Below are 24,932 nucleotides of genomic sequence, written 5' to 3'. Positions count from 1 at the left end.
GGGAAATCTCCTTCAGTGTTTTCAAAACGTCCAGCCTACCGGAATCAGTAGGGCTTTGTTGTCAAAAATGCGACGTGTCGATCAGAGTCCGACGATTCGCAAACGCTCGGCGTGCCTTATATAGAGCGCTAGCGGGTCGGTTCCCTTGCGGTGCCCGCCGGCGTTCGCGTGGTTGATGGCGTGCAAGTGGTCCAGTGGGTAATCGGAGCGAATGACCTTGCCCAGGTGGGAACTGAAGCGCCCGACGATGCCATCGTTCTGTCCGGCTTCGGTAATGAAGTATTCGGAAAAGGCCCGGCAGAAATCATGCAGCGGACCTGCTGCACCGCAGGCTTCGCCAGGGGCGTCTTGCAGCGTGCCGCTCCAGGAGTAGTAGCGAACGCCGTTGACCAGCTGCGGCCCGTTGCCGCCCCAGTTTCGGGGCAGGCCCTGGGGGTATCGGTCGTTGAACGCGCCCACGCCTTCAGTCGTCAGTGCCGCCAGCGCCGCGATGGCGTTCTGTGGAAGCCGAGCCTGGCCGCTGAGTGCCGAGATGAAGTCGGCGAAGAGTGTTGCGACCCGGTTCGCCACATGCTCCGGCAATCGCCCGGGGGTCAGGGCCTTGCGCAGGAAGTCGGCCAGTTCCGAGCCCTGGTTGGGGCCGCTGACCGAGGTGACCGAGGCGACTCGTTCGGGGGCGGTTGCCCCGGCATAACGTGCCGCCAGCGCACCTTGGCCATGCCCGATCAGGTTGACCCGGGTGGAGCCGGTTCCTTCCAGGACCCGGTCGATCTGCGTCAGCAGTTGTTCACCACGGGCTTCATTGCAATGGGTAGCCGACAGATACGGGATGAAGACCCGCGCGCCGGCGGTGCGCAAAGCCTGTTTGACGTTCTGAAAGAGCCCGAAGGCGCCGATCTTGTCGAACCCGAACAACCCATGGACCAGCAGGATAGGAAAGTGAGTGTTTGCATTCCGTTGCATGTTCGTACCTTTTTCGAAGAGGTTCACCTGGATTTGCCGGCACCACTCTAATGCAGGCGACAAGCGAGCGGTGTAGGACCAAGCCGCGGTAAGCCAGGGAAACTGGAATAGAAAAAGCAGGAAGATTCACTTGATAGACGGACGATGCCGAAGGTCCGGGATACTTCCGATAGCCGTCGCGGCTGGCAGCTACAACGCTCGGCGCAACAGCCCACCGATCATGGCCGATTTGTCTGACTGCGCATTTGCCTCGGGCAGGTTCAAATGACTTCAGCGGCGCCGTGATGTGCATGGCGCCTTTTCCAAAGGACTGGAACGTGAAAATGAAGACTTACCCATCGCCGCAGGACAGTAGCGACCCGTGCTGCGCAAGACTGCCAGCGCCTTCCCTGGCTAAGGCCAAGGGAGGCGTTGTGGATCCGGCCTGGAACAAGGCCGTGATCACGATCAAGCCGTATCCGACGATGACGAGTGGTGATGAAGTGCGGCTGCGTTGGCATGGGCTCAATAACGAAGGCGACCCCTACCGGCATGAAACCAGCAGGTTTATCACCGAGCGGCAGGTCGGACGGGACGTGGTTTTTGTTGTTCGTGAACCGCATATCGCCGAGCTCGACGGAGGTTCGCTGGAGATCTCCTATCAGGTAGCCGGAAAGTGGATCCCCGGCGTGCTGAGGTCGCAAGCCCTGCAACTTGAAGTCGGCGACAGGCCCGAGCTGCTGTTGCCACCGATTGCCAATGATGCGGTGGGTGGCAGCCTCGATCCCGCCCGGGTGCCGGAAGGAACGCGGGTGACCGTCCGGCCTTATTCGAGGATGGCGGTCGGTGATCGGCTGGCCTTGAGTGTCAGCCAGGATTCCAAGGCGCTTTGGCATGACGTGCTGCACATCGAGGAACATGTATTGGGGCGTGAAGTGTCATTCTGGGTCGATTATTCGCACCTGGCCCCGTATACGGGCCACCGGTTGAGCCTGGGCTATGTTGTCAGGCATGGCCGCTCGGCACGCCAGGCCGAGTCTTTGTCGGTGCATATCGGCCCCTTGGTGCGCCCTGCGCTGAAGGCGCCCCGGGTAACGGGACTGGACGAAGGAGGGCTCGACATCGAAACGCTGCAAGGCCCGGTGACGGTGGTCATCGATGGCACCGGACTGGCGGCGGGCGAATGGGTCGGCCTGCAATGCAACGGGACCTATACCCATGTGCAGGAGCGGGAAATCACCGAGGCGATGGTTGGCCAACCGCTTGTCTTCGAGGTGCCGGCCGCCTATTGGCATGAACAGCGAAACAGGTCGGTGCAACTGTTTTATCAGGTGGAACGACTGGACGATGTCAGCCAGCGGTCTGTGGAGATCACTATCGAGGTGCGTACCCGGACGCCTGGTTGAGCGAGGCCCTCCCTTCACGGAGGGCCTGTCGGGTGCGTCAGGCCTGCAATCGCAACGAGTGATCGGCCTGGCGCAGCAGTTGCTCGGTGGCCTCCCAGCCAAGGCATCCATCGGTCACCGACACGCCGTAGCGCATCGTCGGCCCCAATGGTTGGCAACCCTCAAACAGATGGCTTTCCAGCATCATGCCAATGAGGGCGCGGTTTCCTAGCAGACGCTGTTCCAATACGTCATTGAACACCTGCGGCTGGCGCAACGGGTCCTTGCCGCTGTTGGCATGGCTGCAATCGACCATGATCCGGGCCGGGATTTTGAGGCGGGTGAGGTCGTCGTGTATCTGCGCCACGCTCTGGCGATCATAATTCGGCCCGCGATGGCCGCCGCGCAGCACCAGGTGAGTGTCGGGGTTGCCCTGGGTCTGGATGATCGCCGGGTGTCCCTGGCTGTCGACGCCGAAATGCCGGTGAGGGTGGGCGGCGGAGCGCATGGCGTCGCAGGCGATGCCGACCCCGCCGTCCGTGCCATTCTTGAAACCGACCGGCATGCCGAGGCCGCTGGCCATTTCCCGGTGGATCTGCGATTCCGTGGTCCGGGCACCGATGGCGACCCAGCTGAGCAGGTCGTCGAAGTAGCCAGCGGCCATGGGCTGCAGCAATTCAGTGGCGATCGGCAGGCCGAGTCGCAGCATCTCACGCATCAGTTCCCGGGACAGGTTCAAGCCGGCAGCCATGTCGTCACTGCCGTCCAGATCGGGGTCGTAGGCCAGGCCTTTCCAGCCGACGGTGGTGCGCGGCTTTTCGACATAGGCGCGCATGACCAGCAGCATGCTGTCGCTCACTTCGCGGGCGAGGCGCGCCAGGTTGGCGGCGTATTCAAGCGCAGACTCAGGATCGTGGATCGAGCAGGGGCCAACGATGACCAGCAGGCGCGAGTCCTCGCCGTCGAGGATCGCACGCACCGCTTGGCGATGGGTGTCGACCTGTTGGCTCAGCGCAGTGGCGAGCGGCAATTGCTGTTTGAGCTGCAGAGCGCTTGGCAGACGCAGGGTCAGCGCTTCATTGGCAGGCGTGAGGGTGGACAGTGGCAAAGCAGAAACGGACGAATTCATGATCTGGCTTCCTGGGCGAGCAGCGGGTTCGTTCCCGCGCGCCGGCCCTATTGGGGTGTTCGACAATTGGCCGTGATGGCCGGCAATGAAGGCATGCCACCGGTAGGTGACCGATCGGAGGCGGCAGGCTGTCCCGAGCGGTGGCTGGTAAATCGCCAGGCGGCAAAACTGTCGTAACGGTAATAAGTGGCGTAGTTCATGGTTCGATCCTCAAGTTGTCTGGTGCTGCAATTGTGTGGGGCCTGAAAAACAAAACCCCCGGTCGGGAGGCCGACCGGGGGTTTGGAAAACTCTGGTAGGCGACCCGTTTGAAATGGGGCGCCGGTTGGGTATCAGGCGCGCCAGTGGCTAAACCAATACCCAAAATAAAAGCTGACCGGAGTCTGGACGCTGTTCACCCGGGCAGCCGCAACCGAGCGCAGGGCGCTGGCGGTGTGAAGCTGTGCAAGGGCGTTGAACATGGTCTGTCTCCGATGAATGACCCGCAGCTTACTAGAGCGAGGCGCGCCGGTTCAATAAGAAAATCCTATCGGATTGATGACGCCGTCCACGCCGCTTGAGTCCGGCGGGCTTTGTGACAAACTCAGCGCTTTGTCCCCTCCATCAAGGACGCACCATGAGCCGAGCCTTTGCTGCCGCCCAATCGATTTCCATTCCGGGGGACATTGCCGGCAACCTTATCCATCATCAGCGCTTCATGGAGTCCGCCGCCGATCGGAATGTGGGGTTGCTGGTGTTTCCAGAACTGTCGCTCACCGGGTACGAGCGAGGGCTGGCCGCAGAACTGGCTATCTTGCCGGAGGATTTTGTGTTGCAGCCGCTGCGCGACCTGGCGCGGGAGCTCGGCCTGACTGCGGTGGTCGGCATGCCGATTCGCCTCGCGACCGACGCCCCGGTGCTGATCGGCGCATTGGTGCTCGGTGCGGATGGCTCCCTTGGGGTCTACAGCAAACAGCATCTGCACGCGGGAGAAGAAATCGCTTTCGCGCCCGGTCACGGCGGTTCGATCCTGGCGATGGGCGCGGATCGCGTGGCGTTGGCGGTGTGCGCCGATTTTTCCCAGGCCAGCCATGCGGCGGCAGCCGCGGAGCAGGGCGCGACGCTATATGCAGCCGGCGTGTTGATAACCGAGGGAGGCTATGTAGCGGACACGACGTTGCTGCAAGGTTACGCCCGACAGCACGCCATGACGGTCCTGATGGCCAATCACGGTGGCGCTACCGGAGGGTGGGAGTCGGCCGGTCGCAGCGCGATCTGGGCGGCCGATGGTTCGCTGATTGCCGCTGCGCCAGGCGTCGGCGAGCTTCTGGTCATGGCTCGTCCCCGGGGCAGCGGCTGGGTAGGGCAGGTGGTGCCGCTTTGACGAGGTCTAAAATGATGTTCGAATGGCGCTCGGCTGAAGTCGATGATATCGAATTCGCCCGACAACTGACGTGCAGCAATATGCTTCCCTATTATCTGCGTCATGATTTGCTGTGGCAGGACGAAGCGTTTGACCTGGCCTGGGTGATTCGCCAGAACTGGATTATCCATCGAGGTGACCAGGCGCTGGGTTTCGTCAGCCTCAGCCGCGACGCCCGTGCGCTGTATATCCGGGAGTTGCAGATTGACAAGGCGTTTCATGGGCAGGGGGCCGGAACCTGGGCGATCGGACAGGTCTGGGGGATGGTGGCGGTGGAGCGTCGCCCCGCGTTGCGCCTGACCGTGTTCAAGGATAATCCGGCCAGGCAGCTCTACGAACGCATGGGGCTGCGGGTCGTCGGCGAGGATGAATGTTTCCTGAGAATGCAGCGGGACGTTGCCGCTTGAGGCTGCGGATGTCGGATTTCATGAAGATGCGTTGTAACTTTTATCTGCCCCTTTGCGCTAGGTCTGCCGAATGCTTTTTGCTAAGGTGTGAGGCAACCCATACAAGACCAAATCGTGAGGTGTCTGCTTGATTAGGGTGTTAGTGGTCGACGACCATGATCTCGTCCGTACGGGCATTACACGGATGCTGGCTGACATCGATGGCCTGCAAGTGGTTGGCCAGGCCGAGTCCGGGGAAGAATCCCTGATCAAGGCGCGGGAGTTGAAACCCGATGTGGTGCTGATGGACGTCAAGATGCCGGGCATCGGCGGCCTCGAAGCCACGCGTAAACTGCTGCGCAGCCATCCGGACATCAAGGTTGTCGCGGTGACCGTCTGTGAAGAAGACCCGTTTCCGACGCGGCTGCTGCAAGCGGGCGCGGCGGGTTACCTGACCAAGGGCGCCGGCTTGAACGAGATGGTCCAGGCCATTCGCCTGGTGTTTGCCGGCCAGCGCTACATCAGCCCGCAGATCGCCCAGCAACTGGCGATCAAGTCTTTCCAGCCGACCAACGACTCGCCCTTCGATGCGTTGTCCGAGCGGGAAATCCAGATCGCGCTGATGATCGTCGGCTGCCAGAAGGTCCAGATCATCTCCGACAAGCTTTGCCTGTCACCCAAGACCGTCAATACCTACCGTTACCGTATCTTCGAAAAGCTTTCGATCAGCAGTGATGTCGAGTTGACGCTGCTGGCGGTGCGCCACGGCATGGTCGATGCCAGCGCCTGAAAATGACCGAACAGTTTGATCCCAGTGCTTTTCTGTCCACCTGCAGCGGTCGCCCTGGCGTGTACCGCATGTTCGACAGCGACGCGCGCCTGCTTTATGTCGGCAAGGCCAAGAATCTCAAGAAGCGCCTGGCCAGTTATTTCCGCAAGACCGGCCTCGCGCCGAAGACTGCGGCCCTGGTGGGGCGCATCGCGCAGATCGAAACCACCATCACGGCCAACGAAACGGAAGCACTGCTGCTTGAGCAGACGCTGATCAAGGAATGGCGCCCGCCCTATAACATCCTGCTGCGCGACGACAAGTCCTACCCGTACGTGTTCCTGTCGGACGGAGCGTTTCCGCGCCTGAGCATTCATCGCGGGGCCAAGAAGGCCAAGGGGCGGTATTTCGGTCCTTACCCCAGCGCTGGGGCCATTCGTGAAAGCCTGAGCCTGCTACAGAAAACCTTCTTCGTTCGCCAGTGCGAGGACAGCTACTACAAGAACCGCACCCGGCCGTGCCTGCAATACCAGATCAAGCGCTGCAAGGCCCCGTGCGTCGGGCTTGTCGAGCCCGAGATCTACGCTGAAGACGTACGTCACTCGGTGATGTTCCTGGAGGGGCGCAGCAATGCGCTGACCGACGAGTTGTCAGCAGCGATGGAAGAGGCATCGATCAACCTCGAATTCGAACGCGCCGCGGAGCTGCGCGACCAGATCGGGCTGCTGCGCCGGGTGCAGGACCAGCAGAGCATGGAAGGCGGCAGCGGCGATGTCGATGTCGTTGCGGCGTTCATCAACCCCGGCGGCGCCTGCGTCCACCTGATCAGCGTGCGCGGCGGTCGCGTTTTGGGCAGCAAGAATTTCTTCCCCCAGGTGGGTATCGAGGAAGACGTGGCCGAAGTCATGGCGGCTTTTCTCGGCCAGTACTACGTCAGCAGCCCGGAGCGCGATTTGCCCAGCGAGTTGATTGTCAACGTGGTGCATGAAGACTTCCCGACCCTGATCGAGGCCATCGACAAGCTCCGCGGTCGCGAACTGACCATCAGTCACCGTGTGCGCGGCACTCGGGCGCGCTGGCAGCAACTGGCCGTGACCAACGCCGAACAGGCGCTAGGCGCGCGCTTGGCCAACCGCCAGCATGTGGCGGCGCGGTTCGAAGCCCTTGCCGATGTCCTCAACCTGGATGAACCACCGCAGCGACTGGAATGCTACGACATCAGTCACTCCAGCGGCGAGGCGACGGTAGCCTCTTGCGTGGTGTTCGGTCCGGAAGGGCCAATCAAGTCCGATTACCGACGCTATAACATCGAGGGCGTTACCCCGGGCGATGATTATGCGGCGATGCACCAGGCGCTGATGCGGCGCTTCGGCAAGCTGAAGGACGGCGAGGGCAAGTTGCCGGACATCCTGCTGGTGGACGGTGGCAAGGGCCAGTTGTCCATGGCCCGCGACGTGCTCAATGAGTTGTCGGTCCCGGATCTGATTCTGCTGGGGGTTGCCAAGGGCGCCACGCGCAAGGCCGGTTTCGAGACCCTTTACCTGAACGACGCGGCCCACGAATTCACCCTGAAGGGAGACTCGCCGGCGCTGCACCTGATCCAGCAGATCCGCGACGAAGCCCACCGCTTCGCGATCACCGGCCACCGCGCCCGGCGTGGCAAGACCCGCCGTACGTCTACGCTGGAAGGCGTGGCGGGGGTTGGGCCGACGCGCCGGCGCGACCTGTTGAAACATTTTGGTGGCTTGCAGGAGCTGTCTCGTGCCAGCATCGAAGAGATAGCCAAAGCACCCGGTATCAGTAAAAAGCTCGCAGAGTCGATTTATGCGAACCTGCATAGCGAGTAGAATGCCCGTCAACCTCGTAGCCAGTTGTGCCGATGAATATCCCAAACCTGATTACCGTTCTACGCGTCCTGCTCATCCCGATCTTCATATTGCTGTTCTATTTGCCGTACCACTGGAGCTACGTGGCTTCCGCCTCGGTCTTCGCCTTCGCCGCCGCAACAGACTGGCTCGACGGCTACCTGGCCCGCCGCCTGGAGCAGAGCACGCCGTTCGGCGCGTTCCTCGATCCGGTGGCCGACAAGCTGATGGTCGCGGTGGCGCTGGTGCTGCTGGTGCAGGAACACGGCAACCTCTGGCTGACCTTGCCGGCGGCGGTGATCATCGGACGCGAAATAGTCGTATCGGCCCTCCGCGAATGGATGGCCGAACTGGGCGCCCGTGCCCAGGTCGCGGTATCGAACCTGGGCAAATGGAAAACCGCCGCCCAGATGCTGGCGTTGGTTATCCTGCTGGCGAACCCCTCGGACTTCAGCTTCTGGGTGCTGTTGGGTTACGCATTGCTGCTGGTGTCCGCAGGCCTGACATTGTGGTCGATGGTCCAATACCTGCGCGCCGCCTGGCCGCACCTGCGGACTGACGTTGATCCGAAATAAAACTTTTTTGAATCAAAGGGTTGACGGCGTGTTATGAATCTATAGAATGCGCCACACCAAGACGCGGGAATAGCTCAGTTGGTAGAGCACGACCTTGCCAAGGTCGGGGTCGCGAGTTCGAGTCTCGTTTCCCGCTCCAAGATTCAGAAAAAGCCACTCAGATGAGTGGTTTTTTTTGTGCCTGAGAAATGCCGGCATTCATGTCGACTGGCTGCTTTTGGCCGATTGTAGCCATTCACTACCAATAGCCAGCCCATCGCAGCAAGTCCTCAATAAGCCGTCTAGACTCCATGCGCACTCATTCACTCTCAACCCAGCGCAGGTCGCCGAAGCCTCCTGCCTTGAAGGAGTCCGCCATGCGATATCGCATTTTCGGCAATACCGGCCTGCGGGTCTCTTCGCTCGCGCTGGGTACTGGCAATTTCGGTAAAGGATGGGGTTACGGGGCCGAGGTGGACGAGGCCCGTAAAATCTACGACGGTTACCGTGAAGCTGGGGGCAATTTCATCGATACGGCCGATCAATACCAATTTGGCCAATCGGAATCCATGCTCGGCGATTTCACGGCGACCGAGCGCGATGAAGTGGTGCTGGCGACCAAATTCTCGCTGGGTGATTCACCCGGTGCCGGCGTCCTGCGCGCCGGTAACAGCCGCAAAGCCATGCGCAGCTCGGTGGAAGCCAGCCTTAAGCGCCTCAAGACGGATCACATTGATCTTTTGTGGGTGCACATGCCCGATGGCGTAACGCCTATCGACGAAATTGTGCGGGGGCTGGACGACCTGATCCGCTCTGGCAAAGTGCTCTACAGCGGACTGTCGAACTTCCCGGCTTGGCGTGTGGCAACGGCCGCCACCCTGGCCGATCTTCGAGGCTGGTCGGCGATATCGGCGTTGCAATTGGAGCACAGCCTGGTGGAGCGCTCGGCCGAACGCGAACTCCTGCCGATGGCCGCGGCATTCAATCTCGGAACCGTCGGATGGTCGCCGCTAGGCGGTGGTTTGCTGACCGGTAAATACCGCAAAGGAGAAACAGGTCGCGCCCAGGGTTTGGGGGCGGTGATCCACGATGAGGACAGCGAGCGCAAGACCTCGACGGTTGATGCCGTGTTAGCGATCGCCGAAGAGACCGGCCACACACCGGGTCAGATCGCAATCGCCTGGGTGCTGGCCAAGGGAACACTGCCAATCATTGGTCCACGCACGCCGGAGCAGATGGCCGATAACCTGGCGTCAGTCGAGGTTCAGCTGACGGCGGATCAACTGGCACAACTGGACGCTGCCAGCGCCATGCCCCTTGGATTCCCGCACGATAAGGTGGCTGCTTCAGCGCCTTCGCTTGCTGGCGGTAAGGCAGAGCTCATTGATGCAACGAACCGGGTTGTTCGATGAGTCGAGTTTCCAGGCAGTCCACCCATTTGCCCGCAAACCGGTAGAGGGGCATGAATGCTTCCGATAGCTCCAAGCCAAGTGGCGTGAGGCTGTAGCCGCCGTCGACTCGCTCGACAATGCCCGCGTCGCGCAGCTCGTGGATTCTGCTTTGCAGCACGGTGGGAGAGATGTCTCCCGCCGCACTTCTCAGGGCCCTGGAACTCATCGCGCCATGGCGCAGTTCCCACAGGACCCTCAGCGCCCATTTTTGTCCGAGCAAGTCCAGGAGCGCCATGATTGGCCGGCGTGCCCTGAGTATTGATGAAACGCACCCCTGATCATCACTCATCGTTATCGCCTTTGCTTGCTACACATTCAGTAGCGACTATCCTTGCTACATATTTAATAGCGGAGGATACGCGATGCCACGAATCAAAGCACTCAATGAACCCTACCCAGCCGACGTCAGGGCGGATTTCGACAAGATAATGGGCGTAGGAGTACCGCCACTCGCTCTTTTCTCGACCATCGCAAGCAGCGATCGCGCATGGCGGAAATTCAAGGCAGGTTCGTTGCTGGATGGCGCGTTGCTGACACTTCGCCAGAGAGAACTGGTCATCGATAGGGTGTGTGCTCGCACAGGGTGTGAGTACGAGTGGGGGGTGCATGTGATGGCCTTCGCGCAGGCCGCCGGGCTCTCCAAGGAAGAGCTTGCCGGCACGTTGGAATATCCGCTTCGCCCCGGGCAGTGGAAGGAGGAAGAAACCGCGCTACTGACCGCGGTCGATGCGCTTCATGATCGAGCGACTTTAAGCGATGAAGCGTTCTTTAACCTCAGAAAACACTTCGACGACGATCAGATCCTGGAGGTTCTGATGCTCGCGGGCTTTTACCGTACGGTTTCCTACATTGCGAATGGCCTCGCATTGCCGCTGGAGCAAAATGCAGCGAGCTTCAGCGAATATCGCAAAGGTGAGACAGCTGGGCATTGATTGCTTCTGGTCGAAGTTTTTCGGTCACTGACGCACCCCTGTGGGAGCGCTCGCGATAGCGGTGGGGCAGTTTGCATACCTCGCATCGCAGCGGCTTGACCTTGAGGTTGGCTTTAGGCTTAAAGTCGACTTCAAGGGCAACGGATTTTTCAGGGGGTGTTATGAGAATAGGCGAACTGGCGAAAATAAGCGGGTTGGCGCCGTCACGCATCCGGTTCTACGAAGCCAGCGGTCTGATCAAGTCCGTCGGCCGCAAAGCCAATGGCTATCGGGATTACGCACCTGATACCGAGTGGGTTCTGGAGCTCATTACCGGCGCACAGGCGGCCGGTTTCTCATTGGAGGAAATCCGCCAACTGATGCCGATGAATGCCGGCGGTTGGCAACACGACGAGTTGCTCAGTGGACTCAAGCAGAAGGTTGAGGAGATCGGCGTACTGCAGCAACGGCTGGCCCAGAACAAGGCGCAACTTTTGCTCGTCATCAAGGGCATCGAGGGTAAGCCCGAAGGCATGGCGTGTGCGGACAACGCGCAGTTGCTGATCAATCGACTGCGCGAAGAAGGCGTTGTCTATTCAGCAGGCAAGCGTGCGACAGCGTCCTCCAAGAGAAAAAATACCCGTCAGGCTTCCGGGGCCTGACGGGCGTAAAAATTTCGATCCCGTCAAAAGCACGCAAAAAAAAAGCGATTGACCTTAAAGTCGACTTCAATCTTAAGGTGCCTCATACCCAGCTGAGGACCGCTCCATGAATGTGTTCGACACCCTGATGCTCCCCAACGGTTCGACCATCAAGAACCGAATCGCCAAAGCCGCCATGGAAGAAAACATGGCGGACGCCGACCAGGCGCCCTCCGAGGAACTGATGCGTCTTTACCAGGCGTGGGCCGACGGCGGTGCCGGCCTGCTCATCACCGGCAACGTGATGGTTGACGGCCGCGCCATGACCGGACCGGGTGGCGTGGTGTTGCAGGATGATCAGCCGCTGGACAAGTTCAAGCACTGGGCGCGTATTGGCCGATCCGGCGGTGCGCAGTTCTGGTTGCAGATCAACCACCCAGGTCGACAGATGCAGGCCAACCTTGGGCAAAAAACCTGGGCGCCGTCAGCTGTGCCGTTGGCACTGGGCAACATGTCCAAGCGTTTCGCCACGCCTCACGCCATGCCCCCTGGTTTGATTGAAGAGGTCATCCAGCGCTTCGCGAACACTGCACGCCTTGGCGAACAAGCCGGATTCACCGGCGTGGAAATCCACGCCGCCCATGGTTATTTGTTGAGTCAGTTCCTTTCGCCGCTGACCAATCAAAGGACGGACGAGTGGGGCGGCTCTCTGGAAAACCGGGCGCGGTTGTTACTCGAAGTCGTCAAGGCGGTCAGGGCTGTGGTTTCGGCGGGATTCGCAGTAGCAGTCAAACTCAATTCCGCCGATTTCCAGCGCGGAGGGTTCACGGCCGATGACGCCAAAAGAGTGGTTGGGCTGCTCAACGACCTGGGGGTGGACCTGGTGGAATTATCTGGCGGCAGTTACGAAGTCCCCGCCATGCAGGGTGAGGCGCGTGATGGGCGTACCTTGGCCCGCGAGGCTTATTTTCTCGAGTTTGCCCGTGAGATCCAGACCGTCGCCAAAATGCCGGTGATGGTCACCGGTGGCATACGTCGACGTCCGGTTGCCGAAAGCGTCGTGCAAAGCGGTGTGGACATGGTGGGCATCGGTACGGCGTTGGCCATTGATCCTTACCTGCCGCGTGACTGGCTGCAGGGCAAAGACAACGCCCCGCAATTGCCGCCGATCACTTGGAAAAACAAGACCCTTGCGGCCTTGGCGAACATGGCGGTGGTGAAGTTTCAATTGCACAAACTGAGTCGGGCCAAACAGCCCGATCCGAGCGTGTCGCCGTTTCGTGCGCTGATCCTGCAGCAGCTCGCCCTGGCATTTCGCACGCGTCAGTATCGGCGTTGGGTGGAGAAGCGTTCGATGTGAGTTGATGTTTGTTAAAGGCTTGATGAGCCAAGTTTGCCTAAGGCCTATCGCGTGAGTAGAATGCGATTAATTATCAATCATGTACTTGCCGGGATTCCGATGCGCAGCGATGAAACGCTAGGTAATGCAGATCTAGGGCTGCTCTATCGAACCCACCACTCGTGGTTACACGGCTGGCTTGTCCGACGCATCGGATGTCGCGATAACGCAGCAGATTTGGCGCAGGACACCTTCGTACGTCTGCTTAAATCCCGTCAGTCCAGCCCCTTGCGCGAACCACGCGCCTATTTGAGCAGTATCGCCCGCGGACTGATGATCGATCAGTATCGTCGTCGTGAACTCGAACGTGCCTACCTGGAAAGCGTCACGTTGCTGCCTCAGCACGAGGTCCCCTCGGAAGAAAGCCGGCTGTTGATTCTCGATGCGCTCGAGCGCATAGACCGCATGCTCGGTATGCTGAAACCCAGAGTTCGCCAGGCATTTTTATTTGCCCGACTCGACGGTCTGACCTGCGCGCAAATAGCCGAAAAGCTGGGGGTTTCCCGTGCGACGGTGGAACGCGACCTGGCCACGGCCCTGCAGCACTGCTATCGCTTGCGTTATGTCGAGGCATGAGCCGCAGGCGCTCGATCCGGCCATTGTCGAGCAGGCGATCCAATGGCTGGTGCGCCTTCGCTTCAATCAAGCTGATGAACAAACACAGCGCACTTTCGAGCACTGGCTGCAGCAGTGCCCGGAGCATGTGTTGGCGTGGCAGCGTGTGGAAACGCTTGGGGATGAATTTGCGGGCGTGCCAGCTCAATTGGCCCGACAAACCCTTGAGGGTACCCATCATGGAATGCGGCGGCGGGAAAGCCTGAAGCTACTGGGCCTATTGGCTACTGTTAGCACCGCAGCCTGGCTCGGCCGGGACTATACGCCCGTACCTGCCATGCTTGCGCAGCAGCGCAGCAGTACCGGCGAGCAACGACGCTTCCAACTCGATGATGGCAGCCTTATCCAGCTTAATAGCGATAGCGCCGTCGACAGCGATTTCGACGCCCAGCGCCGCCTGATAATCCTGCGGCGTGGTGAAATCATCGTGAATGTCGGCGCGGATCAACACTCGCCTCGAGCGCGACCGTTCTGGGTGCAATCACGTGACGGGATCATGCGCGCTCAGAGTTCCCGCTTCCTGGCACGGGAGCTGGATGATGGCACTCTGGTCGCGGCTCAGGAAGGGTCAGTCACGGTTTTCCCCGGCTCCAGTCAAACTCCTGCGAGCCGCAGCGTCCAGGCAGGAAGCCAGCTGCTGTTCTCATCAAGTGGCACCCGAATGTTCAGGGACAACGGCCTGGATCTATGGAGCTGGGGGGACGGGGTGATCAGTGCGCGCAATATGCGCCTCAATGATTTCATCGTGGAGTTGTCGCGTTATCGCCCTGGGGTACTGCGGTGCGCCGAAGAGGTTGCTGATCGTCGCGTTTCCGGCACCTTCCAGCTCGCCGACAACGATCAGGTCCTGGCATTGGTCGCGCAGTCACTGCACTTGAACATTGATTATCGAACCCGTTATTGGGTCACCGTGACCGCTGCCACCTGAGCCCATCAAAAAAGTTGTGCTAGCTGAAAAATAATGAGGTAGCTTCTCATTCTCGTTCGACCTCTAAGGAAGGCCGGAATACAGGCCAGCCTGCCGATGTCCTTTCTTGGAGCGAGAAAATGAGTTCGTCCCCTGTTTCACAGCGCCATCCATTAAATCGTGCCTTGCACGCTGCGATTTTGGGTTTGATCGTAAGCAGCTATGCATTGCCATCGCTGGCGCAAACATCGAGCGCTGACCACAGCAACCCAGTCAAGCAGTGGAACATCGCTGCCGGCCCACTGGCGCCGGCGCTTGACCGCTTTGCGCGCGAGGCTGGCATCAGTCTTTCATTCGACGCGTCGAGTGTCGCGAACCGCACCACTGCTGGCGTGGATGGCACGCTCGATACGTCGGCAGCGCTGTCATCGTTGCTGCAGGGGAGTGAATTGCAAATCGAACAGCAGGGCCCGAATGCCTATCTACTGCTCCCTCAACCAAAGCCCGCCGGCCCGCTGGAGCTCGACGCAACGGACGTCGAGGAATACCGCCTTGCACCCCTCATCATCAATGCCAAGGTCAGGGTCAGTGCCGACGACGACGCCAACTCGGTAGTTGCCAAGGAGCTCTGGGTTGGCGGCAAGGTGGCAACCAGCATTCTCAATACGCCGGCATCGGTGTCGGTTGTTACCAACAAGGAAATGGAACAACGCAGCGTCAGCACCACGGAAGAGGCGCTGCAATACACGCCGGGCGTGATCAGTGATTTCTATGGTACGGATGACCGCAACGACTATTTCCAGATCCGGGGCTTCCAGGCCACCACCTACCGTGACGGCTTGACCCTGAGTTCGATGCGCGGCGTACGCGAAGATCCGTTCGCTTATGAACGCATAGAGATTCTGCGTGGCGCCAACTCCACGCTGTTTGGCCCAGCGGACCCGGGCGGTTCGGTGAATTTCGTGACCAAACAGCCGCGCTTCGAACAGTTTGGCCAAGGCTATGTGACCTACGGTTCGTTTGACCATGTGGAGACAGGCATCGATGTGGGGGATGCGCTGAACGACGAGAAAACCGTGGCTGGCCGCTTTACTGCCAAAGGCCAGAACAGCGACCGCGAATACGACCACTCACAGGACGACAACCGGTTGGTGATGGGTGGCCTCACCTGGGCACCCACGGATTACACGTCAGCCACCGTGATTCTGGACTATCTGAAAACTGAAAGTTCGCCCAACAGTGGCGGCTATCCGCTGGACAAAGAGTACGACCGCAGCAAGTTTTATGGAGAGCCCAGCTACAACTTCCACGATGTCGAGCGCACCAGCCTCAGCGGTAACGTCACCCATGACTTCGACAACGGCTTTGTACTGCGCAGCAATCTGCGTTACAGCAAATTGACCGATGACTTCGGCTACGTTTACCTCAGCGACAGCGCCGGACGTGTCGGTACCACCGTTGACCGGTATCTGTTTGGAACGGACACTGAGGCCGACCAGTTCAACGGCAATCTGATGCTGCAATACGATGCCCGCTTCGAGAACATCGACAGCAGCAGCCTGGTGGGCGTGGAGTACCTCGACTCGACCACCAAGGAAAGCTCGGTCTACGCCATGACGACCCCGATTGACATTAAAAATCCCGTGTTTACGGGCGTCCCAGGCTCAATCACGCCGTATGCCGTCAACAAGCGAGACGCGACCACCAAGGCTGTTTTCCTTCAGCAGAACCTGTCGTTCTACGAGCGTTTCATCGTCACTGCGGGTATGCGCAACGACTCGATGGACCTTACCAGCAAAGGCTTGCAATCCACTGAGAAGGACAACTTCTCCGAAACCTCCTACCGAGGTGCGTTGACTTATATCGTCAACGACGAGGTGTCCACCTATGTGAGTATGGTGGAATCCGTCTCGCCGCCTCAGGTTGGCGTAACACCGCAGACGGGCAGGCAGTACGAAGTGGGCGTGAAGTATGCGCCGATGGGGATGGACGCACTGTTCTCCGCAGCCGTTTATGACTTGACCCAGGAAAACGTCACCATCGCCGTGGTGCTGCCGAGCGGCATCATCGAGCAACAGACGGTGGGCGAATCGCGGGCGCGTGGCCTCGACCTGGAGGCCAAGGCGCAGGTGACGCAGAACATCAGCCTGATAGGCGGCTATTCCTATATGGAGTCCGAGGTACTGCGCGGTTCGTTGTACGACGGCAGCTCCCTGAAAGGTAATGAGTTCTCCACGGCGCCCAAGCATTCCGCTTCGCTCTGGAGTTATTACGACGTGCCCGGTACTGATGTCAGCGTTGGCTTGGGTGCGCGCTACGTCGGCTCTTATTACTTCGATGCAGCCAACTCCGGCAAAAGCGATGGCACCACACTGTTCGACGCCGCCTTCAACTACGAGATCGCCAAGGGCACCGACCTTGCGGTGAACGTCAGCAACCTGCTGGATGAGCAGCACGTGGTCGGTTCCGGCACAGCGAACTTCTACAACCCGGGTCGCGAGATTACCGCCAAAGTGAGTTACAACTGGTAAGCAGGCGTGTAAGGCCTTCAGTCGCGATTGCGGTATTGGACGGGTACCCACTCATACCTGCCGGCTTCGCGCCTGATGTGGCCTATGCCCGGAAATGGCAAGTGAGCGACTGCTGACAACCGTTGCTCACTCGCGGCAGCCTCGAATTGTCGTAATCGCTGGGCGCGAGCGGCGTTCTGATTGACGTCGAAGGTTATTGTCACCTCCGGCCGCGAGAACTGGATGAGGCCGACATGCATGATGTCGCCCCAGAAATCGATGCTCTCGCCTTCGCTTGTGACCCGAAAAAAGCTGTGGCCCGGCGTATGTCCCGGCGTGGGAATGGCGGTGATACCCGGGAGGATTTCGGATTCGGCTGCGAATGGCTTCAGCTTGCCTTCGCGCTGGTACGGGCCAACCGTATTCAGCGCTTGCTCCAGATAAGCCGGCGTTAACCCCTTGTCCAGGTTGGCGCGGTCCAGGAAGAAGTCGACGTCGGCCTGGCCGACGTGGATGGTCGCATTGGGAAACATCATCTGGCCGCCGCGTGTCAGGCCACCGGAATGATCGGTATGGATGTGGGTAATCAGCACATCGGTGATCTGTGCCGGCTGGTAGCCCGCAGCCGCCAGGCTTTCGGGTAGCTTGCCGCCAACGTTACCAAACAATTCACCGGCACCGGTATCGATCAGTACTAGATGTGAGCCAGTATCGACGAGGTAGGCATTGATAGACGTCTCCAGCGGGTTGCGAGCAAATCCGCGTTGCAGCATTGCGTCGATCTGCTTTGGACTGATGCCTCTAAGCAGCGGATGTAGATCGAGGGGCAGCGTCCCGTCGCTCAGTGCGGTGATGCGGAACTTGCCCAGAGCGAAGGCGTAGATGCCTGCGAGTGCAGGTTTATGGGGCGGTGCCGTCGTTGCGGTCGACGTCTGTGACGCTTGCGCGGCGGTGGGCGACGGTGAGTAGGTTGCACCCGTGACTAGGGCGGCTGTCAGTAGGGCCGCAAGATGGAACCGCTCGTGGTTATGCATGATGAGTACCTTTGTGAGTGTGACCATCGGTGATCGCTGGGATAAAGGTAGATAAAGCGCGTTCAGTGTGAGACACCTCGTACGCCTTAGCCGCTCAATAGCCAGTACCGGCTGTATCTACGACATGCTTAGGCTTCATAGCGAAATATTATATGCGTGACGCATGCATTTTGCCAATCGCTGATATATGCTTCGAGCACATATCGGCAATCGGAGAATCCCATGCAGCACATCACGAGCGTCACCAGCAGCCAGACTGCTCTCACTTCCAGTATTTCGAGAGTCGAGAACGTAAATCGGGCAATTGTCTTGTCCGGCGTTGTTCTTCCCCTGCTAATGATTGGTCTACTCAAGTTCACGCAGATCGAGGTGCAGGTACTCATACCCCTGATCAGTGGCACCCCATGGCTGGCCTGGCTTTATCCAGTTCTTGGCGAAGCCGGTACCTCGTACTTATTGGGTGTAGTCGAGATACTGACTGCACTGCTGCTCATCGCTTCACCCTGGTCTGCTCGAGCAGCTATCGCAGGTGGGTTGTTAGCATCGCTGACCTTCTTTACGACCATTTCCATGATGTTGGTATTGCCGATATGGGAGGCCGGATCGGGAGGTTTTCCATGGCTGAACTTCCTGGGCACGTTCCTGATAAAAGACGTTGCGTTGTTAGGGGTGAGCCTGGTGATCCTCACCGAGGGGCTGCAGCGTATGTTGCCCACTCTAGCGGCTAATCAAAATAGGGTTCCAAAACACTCTCAATCCAAGTCATGAAGGCCCGGACGCGTTGGGAAAGGTTGCGCCGATGCGCGACTACGAGCGACGCCGACAGCGGCTCTGGTCGTAGATCCGGCAGAATTTCCACCAGATCGCCGCTTTTGATGTGGTGCGCAAGGGCCAAATAGCCGGCCTGAATCAGTCCAATCCCCGCCAGGCCCGCAGCATGATAGGTCTGCACGTTATTCACTTGCATCGCCCCTGGCAATGCAAGTGATGCGTAGCTGTCTCCCTCCGGATATTCCCAACCAGCGAGTCGGGCGCCGAGTGTCGGCGTGTAGTGAACCATCTGGTGACCCTGGATGAGGAGGTCGTCGAGTGTTTGCGGTATGCCGTACTTTGCCAGATAGCCTGGACTCGCCACGTTCATCATGCGCAGTTTGCCGAGCGAGCGGGCGATCAGTCTGTCGTCCATGATCGGCCCGAGACGAATCACGCAATCAAACCCTTCTTGAACCAGATCGACACGGCGATCCGTGCTGGATAGTTCCAGCTCCAACTCAGGATTGGCCTTGAGTAGTTGCGGTAGAGCGGGAATCACGACGGTCTTTGCCAACTCAGTCGGCATATCTACGCGCAATCTCCCCCTCAGGGGGGCGCCGTTGTTCGCGAACATGGACTGCACGTCCTGAGCTTCGGCCAGCAGGTCACGCGCACGGGCATAAAAACTACGACCGTCTTCGGTCAATTGCACGCTGCGTGTTGTTCTGTGCAGGAGGGTCGCGCCCATGTCCCGTTCCAGCTCACGAATCACCGTCGACACCCGTCCCTTCTGGATTCCCAAGCTTTCAGCGGCACGCGTGAAACTCATCATTTCCGCAACGCGGGCAAAAATCAAAAGTGCCTGAAGATTGGGCATTGTTCACCGATTGGATAACAGTGCGTTCGGATTTGGGTGATTTATAACTCATTTTTGACTCAGTAGAGTAACTCTCAGGTTGTCCACAACTCCAGAACTTGTAAGGGAGCACTCATGAACTCAACTTCCACGCCAATCCGAACGGTCATCATTTATCACTCAGGCTATGGCCACACCGTACGAATGGCAGCTGCCGTCGCTGAAGGCGCTGGCACCGACTCTGTATTGGTTGCAATCGACCCCGAGGGCAATATTCCCGAGGATGCCTGGCAAACACTCGCAGACGCAGACGCAATCGTCTTCGGTTCGCCTACGTACATGGGCGGCCCTAGCTGGCAGTTCAAGAAATTCGCGGACGCCTCTTCCAAGCCCTGGTTCGAAGGCGCATGGCAAAACAAGATCTTTGGCGGCTTCACCAATAGCGCGAGCATCAACGGCGACAAGCTCAATACTCTTGAGTATTTCTTCCTGCTCTCTGGGCAGCACGCCGGGATCTGGGTTGGTCTGGACATCAAACCAGCGAACGTCAAGGCGTCGAAACGCGACGATTTGAACCGCATGGGTTCTTATATCGCGCCTATGGCGCAGACGCCGGCGGATGCCTCTCCTGACGAGATGTCATCGGGAGATCTGGAGACCGCGCGTCTGTATGGCGCGCGCGTCGCATTGATTGCCGGACAGTTCCGAGCCGGTAAATCTCAGTCTGTCTGATGTCCACTCGCGTCGACGATACTGGCCCGCTGCTGTGCTCATTTTCATCCATCGATCTCGAAGGAGAAGTCATGAAATACAAGCGACTTGGCCGTACGGGCCTGTATGTATCCGAGCTGTGCCTGGGCACGATGACGCTCGGTGGTAATGCCAACGCGGGTATGTGGGCTGCAATCGGCGCGGTTGAACAGGGCGAAGCCAACAGGTTGATCGCCCACGCTCTGGCGCAAGGGATCAACTTCATAGACACCGCCGATATTTATTCTTTCGGTCAATCGGAGCGCATGCCAGTTCTTGCGCCCAAGAACCCAGGGTCTGCTTTGGTTTTCAGCCCAATTGTTTGGATATAGCGCAAGGCCTGCTCGGCGAGCGTGCTCTTGTTGGCAGCGTGCAACTCGAAGAACTTGCGCCGCGCATGGGCCACACAGCCGATGTCGGTCACCCCGAGTTCGAAGCTGGCTTTGTAGCCACCAGAATCATCACAGACCAACTTGCCCTTCCAGTCTTAGAGATGGCCAGTGCAGGGATTTTCATTCAACGCATCTGCGACTGGACAATTCGTGCAAGACGCAGGGTCGCACAGTCTACACACTGAATAGCCTTGATCGAGATCATTCACCAGGCCGTTGAGTAGCTTTTCGGTTATCCGTCCGAGAAGTTCGCGCTCATCCGGATCAAGCACTTCCAATACACGAGCTATACGTTCATGGCGGACCGCTAGCACGGCAGCACAGTTCGCATTTCCTGCGGTAGTAAGGTGGAGCGCAACGGCACGCCGATCAGCGTCTGCTTGTCTACGTTCCACTACACCCTGGGTGACAAGCCTATCAACCAGGCGCACAGCTCCAGGATGAGACAATCCCAAGGCTCGCCTCAAGCGCTCTATGGACATGCCTGGCTCGTGACCGAGCAAGGCAATAGCCGCAGCTGCCGGACCAACTTCCGGAGCTTGGTCTTGAGTGCCTTGGTGGATAGAGTCAGAAATCGCCAGCGACAGCGCCCCAACTATGTTTTCGAGTTTCATATCTTTCATGGCCTAAATATGTGTGCATCGCGCATGGAATGCAAGATTTTCAGATGAGAAGGGCCCGTCTTGGGGGAAAGCCACGGGTTCTTTCTTATCAGTAGCTCCATTGCTCAGCGACTTTTAGCTATCGCATCGACATTCTTGTTTCCAAGGACCGGCCTGGCCTTCGCATCGCCTTCTACGATGAAAAAAATAGAACGGTCAGCCTTTCAGTTGTGGCCGTCGGTTTTTCAAATTTATTACATCCTTGGAACGCTTCTTCCGGCACGGCCACTCAGGTGTGAGGATGTCGCCGCTCATACCGGGGTCATTCGCATTCATCTATCTGCCGATGCCAAGAGGACAAAGCCATGGATACGATTAATGTAGGTGCAAGCCGCGGGCTGACCCGTGCACCTGATGAGATACAGCAGGAAACAACACTGCGGGCCTCTCACTCTCCGGTCCTCGGCGATATCGGGGTAGCAATGCGCACGCGGCTTCATAACCATTTCGAGGCTCACCTTGAAACACAAGCTGACTCCGATCAACCCGCTGCCCCTGCTTCAAGCGCCCGCAACGCGGAGCTGAACGCCATTCGCGATGACCGTGCCCAACGGCTGGAGGCCGGGGGTTATACCGTCCATGACATGGAGAAGGCGGAAAAAAACGCAGCCAGGGCCGACAGATTGTTTGCGTCCATAAAGTCAGGGATGGGGGGGACGCCCTTTGCGGCGCTGACCGAGGCCGGTAATTTCAAACCGTCGATCCTTCAGGTAGCGGGCCAGCATGCCAATACGGTACGCCAAGCGGCTATAGAGAACGCTATGTCATGCTTGTATGCGGGTATGGCGGATGCCGCCGGTAACAAGACGATCGCGGGCTTCAAGCCTGGTTATTACCTTAAACCCGAGAGCAATACACTGCACCCGGCGCTCCAAGCATCGGTGGCGGACAAGCTGCTGGCGTTGGACAAAGGTCCATTGCGTAATGCTTTCGACGAAGCTAATAAATGGCTTGCCGGGTTTGCAGTACGTAACACTGCAATGTACGCATCAACGCTTGCCATGACGGCTGCAGGCAGAGAGGAACTGGATGCAATCCTGCAGCCCGCCCTACGACCGGTCACGGCTATCATCGTGGGTATTGCAATCGAGCATTACAACGTGAGCCGTGATCGCAGTAACCATTTGGCTGACCCTGCAATGCTCTATGGTCGTCGAGATGCTGTACCGGAAGGGCAGGCTCATAAGCCTATTGATCAAGATACCGAATGGCTGGATGACTTCGAGACTTTAAAGGATCTCGATGCCACTGCCCTGGTCAAGATGGTCTCCGCGCGGCTGGGTGAAGGCGCGGCGACGGCGCTGAATGCGGTCATCAGCGGCGATGCCTTGAAAGAGATAGTAGACCCGGTCAGTGTCGTAGGAAATGGTCTGCTGATTGGCGGTTTTTCTGCAATGGGCGCGGCTACAACCGCCACAGCCAACCTGGCAAAGTCCACGGAGCTGGGAAAAATGGCGGCTACCGCAGCCTCGGAGGGTGTAAAAAACGTATTGGGTACCCTGGCTTTCGGGCTCTGGGCAGCTGGCGCTTCGCTAGGTGGATCAGTGCCGAAAAAAGCCACCGCTGTGGTCGATGCCCATGTACCAAAAGCAGTAGAAGGGGGCGCAGATGCGGCGGGCAGGGTGGCGGTCAAGGGCGGTGAGCTTGCGCTCAAGACATCGCTCACCGGCGCCAGATTTGCCAAAGAGACAGCTGTGTCAGCGACCAACCACACAAAAAATGCAGCTCAAGCGGTAGGGGATGGAGTCACTAGCGTTGCCAGCGCCATTGGCACCACCTCCCAGTCAGCCTGGAATAAAAGCGTTGGGGCCCTGAGGCAACGCTCCGCGGTCACCCCTCAAAGCCAGGCCGCTCAGGGTCAGAGCATACCGATGCAGCCCCTCGCGGGTACGCAGGTCCAGGCATCTTCCTCAGCACCTGCGCGTCCGACTGCCCAGGATGACGGAGATATCGTCTAGCAGCCTTTCCTTGTCGCTCACTTCAGTTTCCTTGATGTCCAGGGATCGGACATTGCAAATGATTACTTACGACCCAAAGCGAACGATCTCCCGCGTCTACTTTCTATTGAACCTGAATGGCCTCGAATTCGAATTGGCGTTAGCATTTCATTCATCCGGCTTAAAAGCCTGTTTTTTTTAGATCAGGGTCACATTGTGGAAAAGCTAAAACGCCTTCAAAGCGGAATCGAAGGGCTCGACGCTCTGCTTAACGGAGGGCTGGTCGCGGGTGCTTCATACATAATTCAAGGTCGTCCAGGTTCGGGCAAGACGATCCTCGCCAATCAGCTTGGATTCCATCACGTGCGTAATGGAGGCCGTGTTTTAGTCGCCACACTGCTGGCCGAGTCGCATGACCGTCTCTTTCAGTTTCTCTCTACCCTGAGCTTTTTCGACTCATCCAAAGTGGGCGCTGAAATCCAGTTCGTCAGCGCATTCGATACGTTGGAAAACGAAGGTCTCGATGAAGTAGTAAAACTGCTTCGGCGTGAGATCAGTCGGCAGAAGGCTACGGTCATGGTCGTCGACGGTTTGCTCAATGCGCGCTCCAAAGCCGATTCGCCTATCGACACCAAGAAATTCATCCTGGAGTTGCAAGGCCACGCAGCGTTTGCCGGATGTACCGTACTGTTCCTCACCAGTTCACGGCTTGACGACGGTAGCCCAGAGCACACGATGGTTGATGGTGTGATCGAAATGGGAGAGGAGCTGTTCGGCACTCGTTCCGTACGACGTATACAACTACGCAAGACGCGAGGCAGCAGCGCACTGACCGGTCTTCACGAATGTGAAATCACTGATGACGGATTGGTTGTCTATCCGCGTCTCGAGAGCCTGTACAGCCGTCCTTCCTCGTCCGACAGTGCGGACATGACGCGTATCGCCAGTGGGATTGATTCACTCGACGATATCTTGGGCGGAGGACTGCATAGCTCCAGTGTGTCTCTGGTCATGGGGCCCTCCGGGATCGGCAAGACCACGCTGGGTCTCAAATTCCTGGCCAAGTCCACACCTGATGCCCCAGGCTTGCATTTTGGGTTCTATGAAAGTCCACAGCGGCTGCGCCTGAAAGGATCCTCACTGGGCATCGACATCGAAGCCATGGAGGAGAGCGGGGCGTTGAGCATTGTCTGGCAGCCAACCACCGAAGGGCTGCTGGATGGACTCGGCTCAAGACTGCTGAGCATCGTCAAGGAAAAGGGTATCAAACGCCTGTTCATCGACAGTCTGAGCGGGATGACACGCGTTTCGACAAATCCGGGACGGATTACCGATTTCTACAGTGCGCTCATGAATGAGCTGCGCTCCAGAGGCGTTACGGTATTTGCATCCTGGGAAATGCGCGACCTGTTCGGTTCCGAGGTCAGCTCACCGAACTCCGACCTGTCGAGCATCGTCGACAACCTGATGCTGATGCGTTTCTTTGAGAATCGCGCTGAACTAAGCAGGACGCTTTCCATTCTTAAGGTACGAGATAGCTCCTATGACCCCTCGCGATTCGAGGTGGTGATTCGTGATCAAGATGTTTTCCTGAAAAAGGCTTTGAGGAATGAACCTTCAGTTGCCACTGAGTCCTTGCCTGGTTCGATTTCATAAGTCTTTGAGCAGGTTGAAAAATTAAC

General features: G+C 58.6%; 25 protein-coding genes, 1 tRNA gene and 1 pseudogene. 19 read left to right on the top strand and 8 right to left on the bottom strand.

Annotation, left to right across the window (positions count from 1 at the left end):
- Positions 1 to 81: 81 nt before the first annotated feature.
- Positions 82 to 963, bottom strand: a complete 882-nt coding sequence (locus J3P84_RS16285) for an esterase/lipase family protein (RefSeq protein ID WP_434624410.1) — start codon at positions 961 to 963, stop codon at positions 82 to 84.
- 413 nt (positions 964 to 1,376) lie between these two features.
- Here J3P84_RS16285 and J3P84_RS16280 point away from each other — a divergent pair, with 413 nt between their 5' ends.
- Positions 1,377 to 2,348 (top strand): hypothetical protein, encoded by a 972-nt coding sequence (locus J3P84_RS16280; RefSeq protein ID WP_434624408.1) that lies wholly within the window; start codon positions 1,377 to 1,379, stop codon positions 2,346 to 2,348.
- Between the two features lie 37 nt (positions 2,349 to 2,385).
- Here J3P84_RS16280 and J3P84_RS16275 read toward each other — a convergent pair whose 3' ends face one another.
- Entirely contained in the window at positions 2,386 to 3,456 is a 1,071-nt protein-coding gene (locus tag J3P84_RS16275) for a 3-deoxy-7-phosphoheptulonate synthase (RefSeq protein WP_434624406.1), read from the bottom strand.
- Between the two features lie 332 nt (positions 3,457 to 3,788).
- Positions 3,789 to 3,917 carry a hypothetical protein gene (locus J3P84_RS16270; protein WP_434624403.1) on the bottom strand — a complete coding sequence of 43 codons (129 nt, stop codon included), beginning with the start codon at positions 3,915 to 3,917 and terminating at the stop codon, positions 3,789 to 3,791.
- 155 nt (positions 3,918 to 4,072) lie between these two features.
- Between J3P84_RS16270 and J3P84_RS16265 the strand changes: the two genes are divergently transcribed.
- The 7 genes from J3P84_RS16265 (at position 4,073) to J3P84_RS16235 (ending at position 9,844) form a co-directional block, all read left to right on the top strand.
- Positions 4,073 to 4,819 carry a carbon-nitrogen hydrolase family protein gene (locus tag J3P84_RS16265; protein ID WP_434624401.1) on the top strand — a complete coding sequence of 249 codons (747 nt, stop codon included), beginning with the start codon at positions 4,073 to 4,075 and terminating at the stop codon, positions 4,817 to 4,819.
- A gap of 11 nt (positions 4,820 to 4,830) precedes the next feature.
- Complete coding sequence (locus tag J3P84_RS16260) at positions 4,831 to 5,265, top strand: GNAT family N-acetyltransferase (protein ID WP_434624399.1); 435 nt, start codon at positions 4,831 to 4,833, stop codon at positions 5,263 to 5,265.
- A gap of 127 nt (positions 5,266 to 5,392) precedes the next feature.
- Positions 5,393 to 6,034 (top strand): response regulator transcription factor GacA, encoded by a 642-nt coding sequence (gacA, locus tag J3P84_RS16255; RefSeq protein WP_003200277.1) that lies wholly within the window; start codon positions 5,393 to 5,395, stop codon positions 6,032 to 6,034.
- A gap of 2 nt (positions 6,035 to 6,036) precedes the next feature.
- The gene (uvrC, locus tag J3P84_RS16250; protein WP_305495279.1) at positions 6,037 to 7,860 is read left to right on the top strand and encodes an excinuclease ABC subunit UvrC; all 1,824 of its coding nucleotides are present in this window, start codon (positions 6,037 to 6,039) and stop codon (positions 7,858 to 7,860) included.
- A 32-nt stretch (positions 7,861 to 7,892) separates the two neighbouring features.
- The gene (gene pgsA / locus J3P84_RS16245) at positions 7,893 to 8,453 is read left to right on the top strand and encodes a CDP-diacylglycerol--glycerol-3-phosphate 3-phosphatidyltransferase (protein ID WP_030141409.1); all 561 of its coding nucleotides are present in this window, start codon (positions 7,893 to 7,895) and stop codon (positions 8,451 to 8,453) included.
- 63 nt (positions 8,454 to 8,516) lie between these two features.
- A tRNA-Gly gene (locus tag J3P84_RS16240) sits at positions 8,517 to 8,592 on the top strand.
- Between the two features lie 217 nt (positions 8,593 to 8,809).
- Positions 8,810 to 9,844 (top strand): aldo/keto reductase, encoded by a 1,035-nt coding sequence (locus J3P84_RS16235; RefSeq protein WP_434624397.1) that lies wholly within the window; start codon positions 8,810 to 8,812, stop codon positions 9,842 to 9,844.
- Here J3P84_RS16235 and J3P84_RS16230 read toward each other — a convergent pair.
- Complete coding sequence (locus J3P84_RS16230; RefSeq protein WP_434624395.1) at positions 9,813 to 10,172, bottom strand: winged helix-turn-helix transcriptional regulator; 360 nt, start codon at positions 10,170 to 10,172, stop codon at positions 9,813 to 9,815. The two genes, J3P84_RS16235 and J3P84_RS16230, sit on opposite strands and share 32 nt — an antisense overlap.
- A 73-nt stretch (positions 10,173 to 10,245) precedes the next feature.
- Here J3P84_RS16230 and J3P84_RS16225 point away from each other — a divergent pair, with 73 nt between their 5' ends.
- The 6 genes from J3P84_RS16225 to J3P84_RS16200 all read left to right on the top strand — a co-directional run bounded on the left by J3P84_RS16225 (position 10,246) and on the right by J3P84_RS16200 (position 16,887).
- A complete protein-coding gene (locus J3P84_RS16225) occupies positions 10,246 to 10,815 on the top strand; it encodes a carboxymuconolactone decarboxylase family protein (RefSeq protein ID WP_434624393.1) in 570 nt (189 codons plus the stop codon).
- Positions 10,816 to 10,976: 161 nt separating this feature from the next.
- Positions 10,977 to 11,456 (top strand): MerR family transcriptional regulator, encoded by a 480-nt coding sequence (locus J3P84_RS16220; RefSeq protein ID WP_434624391.1) that lies wholly within the window; start codon positions 10,977 to 10,979, stop codon positions 11,454 to 11,456.
- 106 nt (positions 11,457 to 11,562) lie between these two features.
- Positions 11,563 to 12,795 carry an NADH:flavin oxidoreductase/NADH oxidase family protein gene (locus tag J3P84_RS16215; RefSeq protein ID WP_434624389.1) on the top strand — a complete coding sequence of 411 codons (1,233 nt, stop codon included), beginning with the start codon at positions 11,563 to 11,565 and terminating at the stop codon, positions 12,793 to 12,795.
- 99 nt (positions 12,796 to 12,894) lie between these two features.
- Positions 12,895 to 13,410, top strand: a complete 516-nt coding sequence (locus tag J3P84_RS16210; RefSeq protein ID WP_434605091.1) for a sigma-70 family RNA polymerase sigma factor — start codon at positions 12,895 to 12,897, stop codon at positions 13,408 to 13,410.
- The gene (locus J3P84_RS16205; protein ID WP_434624387.1) at positions 13,397 to 14,377 is read left to right on the top strand and encodes a FecR domain-containing protein; all 981 of its coding nucleotides are present in this window, start codon (positions 13,397 to 13,399) and stop codon (positions 14,375 to 14,377) included. The genes J3P84_RS16210 and J3P84_RS16205 overlap by 14 nt, the downstream gene beginning before the upstream one ends.
- Before the next feature lie 119 nt (positions 14,378 to 14,496).
- Positions 14,497 to 16,887 carry a TonB-dependent siderophore receptor gene (locus tag J3P84_RS16200; protein ID WP_434624385.1) on the top strand — a complete coding sequence of 797 codons (2,391 nt, stop codon included), beginning with the start codon at positions 14,497 to 14,499 and terminating at the stop codon, positions 16,885 to 16,887.
- Positions 16,888 to 16,904: 17 nt separating this feature from the next.
- Here the strand turns inward: J3P84_RS16200 and J3P84_RS16195 are convergent, their stop codons facing one another.
- A complete protein-coding gene (locus tag J3P84_RS16195) occupies positions 16,905 to 17,900 on the bottom strand; it encodes an MBL fold metallo-hydrolase (protein WP_434624383.1) in 996 nt (331 codons plus the stop codon).
- Positions 17,901 to 18,122: 222 nt separating this feature from the next.
- On the opposite strand from J3P84_RS16195, the gene J3P84_RS16190 reads away from it, so the two are divergent.
- Entirely contained in the window at positions 18,123 to 18,668 is a 546-nt protein-coding gene (locus tag J3P84_RS16190) for a YkgB family protein (protein ID WP_434624381.1), read from the top strand.
- Here J3P84_RS16190 and J3P84_RS16185 read toward each other — a convergent pair.
- Positions 18,625 to 19,530 carry a LysR family transcriptional regulator gene (locus J3P84_RS16185; RefSeq protein ID WP_434624379.1) on the bottom strand — a complete coding sequence of 302 codons (906 nt, stop codon included), beginning with the start codon at positions 19,528 to 19,530 and terminating at the stop codon, positions 18,625 to 18,627. The genes J3P84_RS16190 and J3P84_RS16185 overlap by 44 nt on opposite strands.
- Before the next feature lie 114 nt (positions 19,531 to 19,644).
- On the opposite strand from J3P84_RS16185, the gene J3P84_RS16180 reads away from it, so the two are divergent.
- Together J3P84_RS16180 and J3P84_RS16175 are read left to right on the top strand one after the other, a co-directional pair.
- Positions 19,645 to 20,241, top strand: a complete 597-nt coding sequence (locus J3P84_RS16180) for a flavodoxin family protein (RefSeq protein WP_434624377.1) — start codon at positions 19,645 to 19,647, stop codon at positions 20,239 to 20,241.
- Entirely contained in the window at positions 20,241 to 20,591 is a 351-nt protein-coding gene (locus J3P84_RS16175) for an aldo/keto reductase (RefSeq protein WP_434624375.1), read from the top strand. The genes J3P84_RS16180 and J3P84_RS16175 overlap by 1 nt, the downstream gene beginning before the upstream one ends.
- Here the strand turns inward: J3P84_RS16175 and J3P84_RS16170 are convergent.
- Together J3P84_RS16170 and J3P84_RS16165 are read right to left on the bottom strand one after the other, a co-directional pair.
- Positions 20,576 to 20,743 (bottom strand): annotated as a pseudogene (locus tag J3P84_RS16170) (IS66 family transposase); the annotation flags it as partial. The gene J3P84_RS16175 and the pseudogene J3P84_RS16170 sit on opposite strands and share 16 nt — an antisense overlap.
- A gap of 3 nt (positions 20,744 to 20,746) precedes the next feature.
- Entirely contained in the window at positions 20,747 to 21,133 is a 387-nt protein-coding gene (locus J3P84_RS16165) for a MarR family winged helix-turn-helix transcriptional regulator (RefSeq protein ID WP_434631370.1), read from the bottom strand.
- 485 nt (positions 21,134 to 21,618) lie between these two features.
- Between J3P84_RS16165 and J3P84_RS16160 the strand changes: the two genes are divergently transcribed.
- Together J3P84_RS16160 and J3P84_RS16155 are read left to right on the top strand one after the other, a co-directional pair.
- Positions 21,619 to 23,271 carry a RopAA-2 gene (locus J3P84_RS16160; RefSeq protein ID WP_434624373.1) on the top strand — a complete coding sequence of 551 codons (1,653 nt, stop codon included), beginning with the start codon at positions 21,619 to 21,621 and terminating at the stop codon, positions 23,269 to 23,271.
- Positions 23,272 to 23,463: 192 nt separating this feature from the next.
- Positions 23,464 to 24,906: an ATPase domain-containing protein gene (locus J3P84_RS16155; RefSeq protein WP_434605097.1), complete on the top strand. Its 1,443-nt coding sequence runs from the start codon at positions 23,464 to 23,466 to the stop codon at positions 24,904 to 24,906.
- The last annotated feature ends 26 nt before the right edge of the window (positions 24,907 to 24,932 follow it).

This window comes from Pseudomonas sp. Z1-29 (assembly GCF_051131995.1).
Classification (GTDB): Bacteria; Pseudomonadota; Gammaproteobacteria; order Pseudomonadales; family Pseudomonadaceae; genus Aquipseudomonas.
The sequence above is the reverse complement of the archived record's forward strand: the minus strand, read 5'-3'. Positions and strand labels throughout refer to the sequence as shown.